General features: G+C 44.4%; 8 protein-coding genes. 5 read left to right on the top strand and 3 right to left on the bottom strand.

The genetic code is table 11. From position 1 onward, the window contains the following. The first annotated feature begins 129 nt into the window (after positions 1 to 129). The 4 genes from LDX50_RS11565 to LDX50_RS11550 are packed head-to-tail and all read left to right on the top strand — an operon-like array spanning position 130 to position 7,931. Positions 130 to 2,406: a patatin-like phospholipase family protein gene (locus LDX50_RS11565; RefSeq protein WP_225698606.1), complete on the top strand. Its 2,277-nt coding sequence runs from the start codon at positions 130 to 132 to the stop codon at positions 2,404 to 2,406. Positions 2,407 to 2,440: 34 nt separating this feature from the next. Continuing rightward, a complete protein-coding gene (locus LDX50_RS11560) occupies positions 2,441 to 4,861 on the top strand; it encodes a mechanosensitive ion channel family protein (RefSeq protein WP_225698605.1) in 2,421 nt (806 codons plus the stop codon). 37 nt (positions 4,862 to 4,898) lie between these two features. Beyond that, a complete protein-coding gene (locus LDX50_RS11555; protein ID WP_225698604.1) occupies positions 4,899 to 7,283 on the top strand; it encodes a TonB-dependent receptor in 2,385 nt (794 codons plus the stop codon). A 54-nt stretch (positions 7,284 to 7,337) separates the two neighbouring features. Further along, on the top strand, positions 7,338 to 7,931 hold the full coding sequence (locus tag LDX50_RS11550) for a hypothetical protein (RefSeq protein ID WP_225698603.1): 594 nt from the start codon (positions 7,338 to 7,340) through the stop codon (positions 7,929 to 7,931). A gap of 127 nt (positions 7,932 to 8,058) precedes the next feature. Here the strand turns inward: LDX50_RS11550 and LDX50_RS11545 are convergent, their stop codons facing one another. Further along, positions 8,059 to 8,463 carry a hypothetical protein gene (locus LDX50_RS11545; RefSeq protein ID WP_225698602.1) on the bottom strand — a complete coding sequence of 135 codons (405 nt, stop codon included), beginning with the start codon at positions 8,461 to 8,463 and terminating at the stop codon, positions 8,059 to 8,061. Positions 8,464 to 8,465: 2 nt separating this feature from the next. Here LDX50_RS11545 and LDX50_RS11540 point away from each other — a divergent pair, with 2 nt between their 5' ends. Next, positions 8,466 to 9,275, top strand: coding sequence for a 5'-nucleotidase, lipoprotein e(P4) family (locus LDX50_RS11540; RefSeq protein ID WP_225698601.1), 810 nt, complete (start codon positions 8,466 to 8,468; stop codon positions 9,273 to 9,275). Positions 9,276 to 9,778: 503 nt separating this feature from the next. Here LDX50_RS11540 and LDX50_RS11535 read toward each other — a convergent pair. Together LDX50_RS11535 and LDX50_RS11530 are read right to left on the bottom strand one after the other, a co-directional pair. Further along, positions 9,779 to 10,219, bottom strand: a complete 441-nt coding sequence (locus LDX50_RS11535; RefSeq protein WP_225698600.1) for a cytochrome B — start codon at positions 10,217 to 10,219, stop codon at positions 9,779 to 9,781. Between the two features lie 29 nt (positions 10,220 to 10,248). After that, positions 10,249 to 11,889, bottom strand: a complete 1,641-nt coding sequence (locus tag LDX50_RS11530) for a S8 family peptidase (protein WP_225698599.1) — start codon at positions 11,887 to 11,889, stop codon at positions 10,249 to 10,251. Between the last annotated feature and the right edge of the window lie 296 nt (positions 11,890 to 12,185).

Raw genomic sequence — 12,185 nt, 5'->3', positions numbered from 1 at the left:
AACATAAGAATTAATGGTAAAAACAAGCCTCTTTCATGAATTGGTTGAATTTTTGGAAGAATCACTCAACCTGAATGAAATTATTATGTTTAGTGATTGTATCTTACTAGTCCAAAATATTTTGATGTTATGAAATTTATGTCTTTCCTGATCCTGCTTACCCTCACTGTCGGCGGGTTATTTGCTCAGTCTGCAGAAAGACCAAAAATCGGGTTGGTGTTGAGTGGGGGTGGCGCCAAGGGAATGGCCCATATTGGCATACTTAAAGAACTTGAAAGCCTGGGTATCAGGCCGGATTATATAACGGGGACGAGCATGGGAAGTGTGGTTGGTGGTTTGTATGCTGCTGGTTATACGGCCTCTGAAATTGAGGAAATTGCCCTTGCCATCAACTGGGATGAGTTGCTGAGCAATAATACCTCGATGAATCAGATCAATTATCAGGAAAAGGCCTATTACGAGCGTTACCTGATTGAACTGGGATTAAAAAAGGGGAAGATCGAGTTACCGCAGGGACTGATCGACGGTCAGCGTTTGTCTGAGCTGCTGTCCAAACTCACACGCCATGTGCATCATATCAACGATTTTAATGAACTTCCTATTCCCTTTGCGTGCGTGGGTACCGACATTGCTACCGGACAACCTGTTGTGATGCGCAGCGGATCCCTTCCGATGGCTATTAGGGCTAGTATGGCCATTCCTTCGATATTCACCCCGGTTGAACGGAATGATACCTTGTTGGTTGATGGGGGACTGGTTCGCAATTTTCCCGTTCCGGAGTGCCAGGAAATGGGAGCAGATATTATCATTGGTGTTTTTGTAAGTGGAGGTCTTCTGAAGAAGGAAGAACTTAAATCTGCGGTGGACGTCCTTTCTCAATCCGCCTTTGTTATGAGCGCACTGGATTCTGAGGAGCAAATGAAAAAGTGCGACCTGTTGATTGAACCTGATATTTCATCATTCAGCACTATGGGATTTGAAGATACGCCGGCCATTATCCGGAGCGGTGAAGCCGCGGCAGAAGCAGCCCGGCCGGCACTCAGGGCCCTGGCGGATTCGCTCGGACTCGTTCCATTCGATGTTAATGAACTGATTCCTGTCCGACCAGATTCGTTCAGGATAGCAAATATTATCATTCGAAATAATATCCATACACCCGACAGCTATGTAAAAGGAAGACTGCGGATTGACGAAGGCTCAACTGTATCAATTGGTTATATTGATGATCGTGTAGACGTCCTGTTCGGATCCAGGAATTTTGATAAAGTGGTCTATGAAATGATGCCCAACGGAGATGAGTATGATTTAATACTTACCGTGGAAGAGGCACCACAGGCGCAGATCAAACTGGCCCTCCATTATGACAATGAAAATGGGGCGGGAATCAATCTGAATTTTACAAAGCGGAACCTTCTGCCTGCGAGTCGGCTTGTGCTCGAGTTTGATTTGGCTGAAAATCCCCGCGGTGATGCCAACTTCCTGAAGTATATGGGGGCACGGCAAAACTGGATTGCTAAGGCCGGAATAAATTACCGCAGCAGTGACGTGCCCATCGTAGATTCAGACGACCGTCAGGAGGGCATTTTCCGGAATCGTTACCTGAATCCCTATTTTACAATAATAAATTCCAAACGACGAAATTATCAATGGGGCGGTCTCTTTCAGTACGAATCCTCCCTCCTCAAGCCGGAAGTAGCCGGAGAGGAACTGCGTTTTTTGAACAGATTTGACTGGCGCAGTTATAGCGTACAGACTTTTGCTGACTACAATTCGTTGAATGCCCGGTATTTTCCAACAAAAGGTGCTGTCTATGGTGGATATATAAAATACTCTTTTCCAAAACGATACAACATTGAATTAAGTGATTCGCTGGGAACAGTGGAACTTCCACTTGATATAGAAAATTTCCTGACATTCGAAATTCATCAGGAAAATCACTGGCTTCTTTCCTCCAAATTTTCAATTGGACTTAAGAATGCGATGGTCATGAATTTTATCGACAGGTCGAACCCCCTTATAGGTATAATTCCTTTCATTAACGACCAGCAATTCGTAGGTGGATTCCGTCCGCAGCTTCGAAACAGCTGGCAGCTTTGGGGCTCCGAACAGCTTATGTATATAAGTGATCACATGTATTACAACGAGATTTCCATACAGTATCAACCCATCTCTAATTTATATCTGCAGGTGGTTAGTCAGTATGCCAACGCGCTCTATCCCATGAAATGGTTCTACGGCGATACGGAGGACGGCAATTATGATTTTCCGGATGGTAAGCATGAAATATGGAGTTACGGTGTGATGGCATCCTACGTCACAATTCTGGGTCCGGTATCAGCAGGAATCGCCCATGTTAATGGTTCAAATTCCTGGAATAGTTTTGTAAGTATTGGCTTTTACTTCTAAACCATGTAATTTGAACGGACATCACGATTTACCTATGCGGGCAATAATACTCATTGTTCTTTCTCTGTTCTTTCTATTTCAAAATTCGTTTTCTCAAAAAGCGGATTCGCTTTCCAGTGTTCCCGGACCGAAGACAGCTTCGGATTTAATTATTGCATATGAAGAAGGCTCCCAGAAGCTGCGTGAAATAAGCAGGGCCCTAGCCTCTGATTTCAAGACAGAACGTATCCGGCAGGATTTCAACATTCTACACGAACAGCTTAACAAATATTTTACCATTGACAGCGCCTCTGTAACCGAATTGAGTCTTAGTAGAGTTAATGATCTGATCATCATTTTTGAACGGCGGCACAATGAACTGAATACCTGGCAGAATCAACTCACTGCCCTAACAAAACAGTTGAGTAATTACAAGATCGATATTGCCAGGATGAAAAAGCAGATGGCGGTGAATGTTACAGGGCTGAATCAGCGGGAACTTGATTATTACAACAACCGGTTTGTTCCTATTATTGACAAGGCTGATAGCCTAAGTGAACGGGTTGATCAAAAGCTGGAAGAAATTCTGAACCTGGAATATACGGTTTCCCAGGATTATGCAAAAACATTGAATCGGATTGAGTCTCTTCGGTTGTACCTGCGTGAGTATTGGAGTAATGTGACGAAAAGAGAATCAGGTACATGGAAGTTTTCATTATCGGGTGAAGGATCTCAGAATATGTCCTCCACGGTGCGTAACACCGTCTGGAGGATTGTTGGATTCTTTCGGGATAATAGTTCGAGGACCGGAATTCTGATTATCTGCCTGGTTATTATATGGTACTCAATACGAAAAATCAGAAGCGTAGAAAGAAAGGAAGATGCAGAGGATGAATTCACAAGTTTGTATTTAAGTCCGCTTGCCACGGCAGCAGTATTTGGTGGAGCGCTTTTTCCCGTGATTATGCCACCGACAACGACACTTATGTATGACTTTGTCATTCTGTCAACATATTTTCCTTTCCTGTTTTTGTTAAGAAAAACAATGGAGCGGGATATGCTGAGGCGCTACCTGGTATTTTTTCTTGCTTTTCTAATTCTCAAGTTTCAAAACCTCCTGTTGCCAGTTTCCGGATATTCAAGTTTTATTCTGATATTTTGTTCGGGGGTATTTACCTATGTTCTTCTCACGAGTTCGGTAAGAAAGTACTTTCAAATCCGATGGAACTGGATAAAAGTATTTAACTGGATCCTGAGCTGCATATCTGTATCGGGATTGGTTTTTGTTTTCATCAACAGGCCCACATTAGGAAGGATCCTGATAAATGGTGTGGGTGAGACCCTGGCTATTGCAATGGTATTGATTTATTTGGCCAGCTGGATGGATCAGCTTATTGAATTTCTTCGAAGACGACCCTATTTCCAGCGTCTTTCAAGTGACACGGCGAAGCTGAATGACTTCTGGGAAAAATGGCATAACCGTATTTATTTCTTACTATTCATATTATTTATAATTGCCTTCCTGCGTAATTTTAATGTTTACGCGGACATTAAGGCGAGTATTGAGCTATTTCTCACTACAGATCGGACAATTGGTGAACTGACATTTACCGTAGGTGGTATTGCCCTGTTCGTTATTGTCCTTCTGATTTCCACAAATTTATCTTCCACAATAAAATTCCTATCTGAAGATAAGTCGTTTTACCGAAGTCAGAAAAGAACGGCCAACCTTTCAGTTATACTTCGGTTTTTCATCATAACACTTGGCTTTTTGCTGGCACTTGCGGTGTCCGGCATTCCATTGGATAAAATTACAATCATTCTGGGAGCACTGAGTGTTGGTATTGGATTCGGTCTGCAAAATATAGTTAATAACCTCATTTCTGGTCTGATTCTCATTTTCGAACGTCCCATTCAGTCGGGAGATATTGTGGAGGTTCAGCAGACGATGGGAATAGTGAAGGACATCGGTATTCGTTCCAGTGTGATCAAAACTTATGACGGAGCAGAGGTCATTGTCCCTAATGGGGATTTGATTTCCAATTCGGTCGTGAACTGGACACTAAGCAATAAACATCGACGTGCAGAAGTACGTGTAGGTGTGGCATATGGTTCAGATGCCACAAAAACTATTGAAGTACTGGCCGCAGTGGTGGCAGATCATGATAAAATTTTAAAACTTCCGAAACCAATGGTTCTCTTTGATGGATTTGGAGATAGTTCGCTTGATTTCAGGGTTTTATTCTGGACTTCCGATATTGATAGCTGGCTTGCAACGCGGAGCGAAATTTTAACCGAAGTCTACGATGCACTTGCCAAAGCAAAAATTGAAATCCCATTCCCGCAACGGGATCTGCATATCCGATCCTGGGAACCGGGTGCCGGACCTGACCAAAAGAAACCAGCCCCGGTAAAACCTGCTCAGAAGCCCCGCTCGAAACCTGAATCAACCGACGATCGAAAATCAAAAAAATAGTAATGCAACACAGTTGCACAATTGCTATTTTTGCACCATGCGGTTCATCATACTGTTGTGTTTGCTATTGAATGTTGCCTCTGCCATTGCACAGGATAAGTGTGATTATGTGGTGGAGGGTACCGTTTATGACCTTTCTTCGCGTGAACCGCTTCCATTTGCCAACGTACATATTGATGGCACAAATAAGGGAGCCTCAACAAACGAGAAAGGATATTTCAGGATTGAAAATATTTGTAAAACCGAATTCGATCTGATTTTTACCTATGTGGGGTATAAACAAGTGATTCATCATCATGATGTTCATCATGAGCTTCCTGAGATATTTCTGGCTCCTGATGCGTATACCCTCCAAAGTGTGGTTGTTGAAGCTGATAAACTGGAGGAATATGTGCAATCCATTTCCTCACAGTCCATCGATGGGCGGGATTATGAAGAATTGAATACAGGTAACCTGGCGGATCTCACGGCAAACATCAGCGGGGTTAGCAGCATTTCCACGGGTCAGAATATTTCAAAGCCCATGATACACGGACTCCATAGTAACAGGGTTGTAATCATTAATAATGGCGTCCGCCACGAATTCCAGAATTGGGGGCAGGAACATGCCCCGGAAATTGACCCTGAACTGGCGACAAGCGTTTCTGTTGTAAAAGGTGCCGGAACCGTTCGTTATGGTCCGGAAGCATTGGGAGGAGTAATTCTCCTAAACGGACCGACCATGGAACTCCATGAGAAATTAAAGGGTAAGATTGGGATGCAGTATCAGTCCAATGGAAGGGGAGTGGAAGCCAATGGGGAGATCAGACAGGGTGGTGAACGTATTTCATGGATGGCGCAGGGAGGTTATACGCTGCAAGGTGACCGGAGAGCACCGGACTACATGCTCACCAATACCGGTAAGCGGGAATGGACCGCAGCTGGAGGGATTCGCTATCACCGTCCGAATTTTGATTTACGCCTGCTTTACAGTCACTTCAGCCAGGAGCTGGGCGTATTACGGAGCTCCGTTACTGGTAGCCTGGAAGATTTGAACAATGCTATCGAGAGTGATGTCCCCCTGATTGTAGATCCCTTCTCCTATGAGATTAACAACCCGAGGCAGCGTGTCGACCATGATATGGTGAAGCTCAATGGCCAGATCCACGGGAAGGACCAACTCCTCGAAATTACGTACGCTTTTCAGCGGAACCTCCGCCAGGAATATGATGTAAGAAGGGGAGTATTGAATGAACGTCCGTCCATCGACCTGGAACTTTTTAGCAATAGCCTGGATATCGACTGGCTGCACCCGTCGGTAGGTGCCTTTGAGGGACGGATGGGTATGCAATGGACATACCAGGATAATAATAACATTCCGGGCACGAATACCGTGAACTTTATACCGAATTACAACCTGAACAGATTCGGAATTTATCTGATTGAATCATTGTCGAAGGGGCAAAATGAATTTGATTTTGGCATTCGCTATGACTACCAGTACGTTTCGGTTCGGGGAAGGGAACAGGATAATTCGGTTTATGCAAGTACGCTGAGTTTCCAGAATTTTTCTGCCACCGCGGGGTGGTACCGAAAGCTCAGTAGTAACTGGAATTTCAGGAGTAATATTGGAACTGCCTGGCGCCCCCCCAATGTCTTTGAGTTATATGTTTTTGGTAAGCATCAGGCAAGTATTGAATACGGCCTATTCCGATATGAGAGACAGGAAGACGGGACCATCGATACAGACGTGATCCTGGATGAAAATGAAAAGGATATTTTTTCTGAGATCGGTTACAAATGGGTAAATACCTTCACGCGTTCTAAAGGTTCTACCGAAATGGAGATTACTGGTTACGTGAATTATATCCGAAATTTTATTTATGCCACACCGGCCGGGATCACCCTGACGGTTCGAGGCGCCTTCCCGTTTTTTGTTTATGAACAAACCGACGCCATGCTGGCAGGTATCGATTTTACCACTCGGTTTACTCATAGCAGTGAATGGATGAGCGAGGCGAAAGGTAGTTTTCTTTATGCGAGGGACGTTTCGAAACAGGATTATTTTGTGGAGATGCCGCCGGTACGTATTGATTACAACCTGGTTTATTCACCCTCATTCGGGAGTGAGCATGACCTGAAGTTCAAAGCCGGATTTACCTATTTGTTCCGGCAGTTCATGGCGCCGGATGTTATCCCGGTAAGTGATTTTCTGGAGGGAAATCCTCCCGAAGTTTCCGAAGGCAATTTTGATTTTACAGAAACGCCGGATGGGGTAATGCTTGTGAGTGCGGGTATCTTCGGAAAATGGAACCGATTCGATTACTCCCTTCAGGTTCAGAATCTGCTGAACCAGTCCTACAGGCTCAATACAGATTCATTTCGATACTTTGCCGACCAGGCCGGAATAAACCTGCACATTAAATTGACATATAATTTTTAATTCTACTTGCAACAATGTTGCATATTGAATAGTTTTGTCAAAAATTTAAAAACTATGACAAGACTCATTTCATTTTTCGTACTCTCAGTTATGTTGTTTGCATTCACCGGCTGTGGCGACGATGATGTTCCGCCAGTGGAAAACGTAGAGGAAGAGATCACCCAGGTATTGCTTACCTTCACTAATACCCAGGATGCGGGTGATGTGGTAACGGCGGAATGGCTGGATGCAGATGGCGAAGGTGGAAATGCACCTACGGTGGATGATGTTGTCCTGGATGCTTCAAAGTCATATTCGCTTTCAATCGAGTTTTTCAATACCCTCGAGACACCTGCTGAGGATATCACAGAGGAGGTAAGCGAAGAAGCGGATGAACACATGATCTTCTTTGGATTCTCAGAAACCGTGTTCGCAAACCCTGATGGCAATGGTAACATCGACAGCAGAGCGGATGCCGTTAATTATGATGATGAGGATACCAATGGCCTTCCACTGGGACTTCTAACCTCATGGACGACCAGTGATGTTGCATCGACAGGAACATTCCGGGTTGTGTTGAAGCACCAGCCCGGGTTGAAAACCGCCACCAGCACATCGGCTGATGGTGAGACGGATGTGGATGTGACCTTTCCCCTGATTTTGCAATAGTCATTTCTGACAGTTGAAACTGTTGATTTCCCAGCCCCGGTTCTTCCGGGGCTTTTTTTGTTATTCAGATAGACGTCATACCAACGATTCCCTTTAGCAGCTTGCCCATCTTTTTCTGCAGTAATTGCTACCCGGGTTTACCCGTAAAAGGGGAATGGTTCTTCAGAAACTGCCCGTTATAATATTCAAGTATATCGCGGGTCTCCAGCATCTCGTCCCAGGTGGTACGCTGTATGTCTGTGAAGAGAACCGATTCAGATTCATTGATGACGGCAATAATGTAACCCGACTGGCCATCACAGCTGTAGTAGTAAAGTGATCTGGGTGACCGGTACCGCGAAATGTTGATGCGCTGTACATAACGGAATGTTCTTGACGTAATTTCCGAAATAAGTTCATCCGGAGTCTTATCTTCGTTTTTGATAAGGTGACAATCGGTGTTTTCAGGATCCATTTTGAAATTATGTTCAACCTGGCTAAACCCTTGAATTCCCAGAAGCACCAACAGCATCAAAAGACTAATCCGAATCATACATGAAAGTTACAAATTTACCTTCGATTATCCTTTTTGCGAGTATTGTGTTCTTTTCGTGCGGGAGCAGCAAGGTCGCCACATCATCTGATCCCTATGAGCAGGCACTGGCCGAACAGGGCATGGGAGCCACATTATGGTTTCAGACATCTGCAGAGATGAGAGCCGCGTATTACCAGGCATATCAATATGGCCGGATGATCCTCGAAAAGAAACTGGCCCTTCAGAATTATGACAATCCGGCAATCGTATTTGATATTGATGAAACACTGCTGGATAACAGTCCGTACCAGGCCTGGCTCATTCATAATGGCAGGACGTATTCCTCCTCCACCTGGAAGGACTGGACAGATCAGGCCAGGGCAGAGGCCCTTCCCGGAGCCCTGGAGTTTGTTGCGTTTGTGAGGAGCAAGGGCATTGATGTCTTTTATATTTCCAACCGAAAAACAACTGAGCAGAAGTCAACAATGGAGAACCTGAAAGAACTGGGTTTTCCGCAGGTTACGGATGAACACGTACTTCTCCGGTCGGCCAGCTCCGATAAGACTGAACGTCGGAAACGGGTACAGGACTCCCATGAAATATTGCTGTATGTGGGCGATAATCTTACCGATTTCAACCAGGTATTTGATGCACGGGGAGCTGATTACGGGAAGGGCCTGGTGGATCAGTACCGCCAGGAATTGCTCAATAGCTTTGTCATGTTGCCCAATCCGATGTATGGTGAATGGGAGAGGGCCGTACTTAGGAATGAAACCGGACTTTCCTCTCAGGAACAAGCGGCACGGCGAAAAGCTGCTTTGAAAGAATGAATAATTGAAGGGTTGCAGGTTTTTTATGCGACCGCCCGCTCCGCAGGGGTCGATTGACTGAATGCCATATATCTCACATATGTGACCCACGCTCACGCATGGGTCAATTACCACGGTTGGCATTAGACTCTTGACCGTTTTATTCTTTCAAATCCACTCCTCTAGTTCAGGGGTCGGTTTAATTTATGCAACGCGACACACAGATGTGGCCCACCCGTGACTATGTGTTATCTCAGAAATTCCAACATTATTTTGGTGCAATACAAGTCGACCCCTGTAAAACGGGGGTCGAATATGTGAGCAAATGATCATAAAACAGAACGACCCCTGTGGAACGGGGGTCGCATAAGTGAGTAAATCATCGTAAAGCAAAACGACCCCTGCGATAGCGGGGGTCGCATATGTGAGAAAATGACCGTCCTATAGAACGACCCCTGTAAAACGGGGGTCGCATAAGTGATTCGATTATAAAAAAAGGCCACCCTTGTGGGGTAGCCTTTTCTTTAAAACCATGCGGTACCATAATCCTGGAATGGCCATGGGATCCCTGCGAGAATCAACAGCAAACCAAGAAGATAAAATACCAGTATATTCCGGAATTTCTTGCCTTCATCGATGGCGCGTTTCGACCTGCTGTAACCGATGGTTATCAGCAGGACGGCGAGGATCATAATGAATATATGCTCGACCAGGAAAAATCTGAGTATGTCATTACTCATTGATTCAACCGAGAACACAACTTTAGGGCTGATGAAGTAAAGAATCAGGCCAAGCACCAATTGCAGGTGTGTGAAAACGAGTGCCATTAATGACAGCCTTTTATCACTTCGCAGGAATGGTCTGTTTCCATTGGTCTTTCCAATTGCATTACCAATTGCGATCAAAAGGGTGATAAGAACGATCCACCTGAGTCCTGAATGGGTATGCGTTAAAATTGAATACATAGTTTACCTTTTAGGTTACAATATACAAATTAATCCTTCTTGCCAATGGTAAGCGTTTCCGCCATTTTAACGGCCTCATACGCATTGATAAGACCACCGCTGATGGAAAGTTCAGAAAAGTCCACCAATTCCTCGGAACCGGGTCTTTTCACTTTCAGGTTATCAAATTTTCTGGAGGATTTGTTCAGAATATCACGAACCTGTGTTGCAGTGAGGTCAGGATAGTATGACATCAGCATTGCTGCTACACCCGCTGTGGAAGGAGCGGCCATACTGGTTCCATTATAACTTTCATAAGAATTATCGGGGGTAGTGGAATAAATATTTACACCGGGTGCAAATACATCCATGGTCTTCTTTCCGAAATTCGAAAAATTACCCACAAAATCACTGTTGTCCCCGGCAGCCGATGCACCAATCTCCAGCCAGTTTCCGGCCGACTTTCCATCATTAAAATTCCGCGACGGGTAATTGTCCGATTTATCAATATTTTTCGAGCTGTTCCCTGCTGCATGAACCATCAGTACTCCCTTCGATTCGGCATATTTGATTGCTGCATCCACCACTTCCTTCTGAGGGGAATAAGATTTCCCAAAACTCATATTGATGATACTGGCACCGTTGTCTACCGCATACCGGATGGCATTTGCAACGTCCTTGTCCCGCTCGTCGCCATCTGGTACTGCGCGAACCACCATAATTTTTGCATTCTCCGCGATACCCTGGATTCCCAGATCATTATCACGGTTGGCCGCGATGATGCCTGAAACGTGCGTACCATGGCTGGGATCATGACCTTTTACATCGTTATTGCCGTAAATGCGCTCGTTCGGGTCTGAATAATTATCACCTACGATCGTGCGCGGATCAAAGTCGGTATTGTAAGCATAGTTTACCTGATCACCGAAATATTTTACAGCACCTTCAAGTTCAACAGCGATGTCTTCGAAGTTTACATCTTCGCCAACCTGCTGGAAGATCATCCCAACCAGGTTTCTTGCCTCCAAAATCGTGGAATCCTGAGACCGGATGCCTCTCAGGTCATTCAGACTCAATGTATCAACGTCGAGATAGGCTTTCAACAGGTTATTGTAACGCACTACGTTCTTATACAATCCATTGTAAAAAGCATATTGTGATGCAGCCTTTTCATATGTTTCTTCAAAGTCCTTCTTTACCTTGAGAAAATAATCATACTCTGCGCGGTCTTTCTTCTTTACAGATTTTTCATCGATATCACCGAATTTTTCAGAGAGGCGTACATATTCACGAGTCATTTCATGCGTATCCTGCTCCACATTTCCGTCGGCACCGCCAATGAAATTCCAGCCATACCGGTCATCAATGTAACCATTGTTATCGTCATCGATTCCGTTCCCTTCAATTTCATCCTCATTGATCCATATCTTTCCCTGCAGATCTTCATGATCAATATCCACACCTGAATCAATTACTGCTACAATCACAGATTTTGACTCGCGCTTTTTTTCTTTCAGGAAACTATAAGCTTCATCCACACTCAATCCCTGAACCTTATCCTTCGCAGGATCCAGTACAAACCAGTTTTGCGGGGTACCGCCTTCAGAATACTGTTCCTGCGACATTCCTGTGGTAGAAACTGATATGAAAATCAGCAGGCTAACCACCACTTTCATTAAATTACTTCTCATTTTAAACGTTTAAATTTTTTCCAAAAATTTTCCCAAATATACGTTTTCCGCCATTACTAACACGTAACATGCTGTGAACGGTTCGGCTGAAGAAAGAAATCCTTCAAATTTGCTCAACATCTTACAAATGTGGTACCATAGTCAAACTAAAACCGGAAAAAAAATGTTTTCTTAGTATCTTCATGAACTAACTTAGTTGTATGATCTGATAACAATTCTAACCGTTAAAGTGATGTTTCTCATAGCAATAGTGTCGATGGCGATTTTTTTTGGGGTATTCTTCTATGCCGCTGTGA

This window comes from Fulvivirga sedimenti (assembly GCF_020328055.1).
This window is presented reverse-complemented; position numbering and strand designations above follow the sequence as displayed.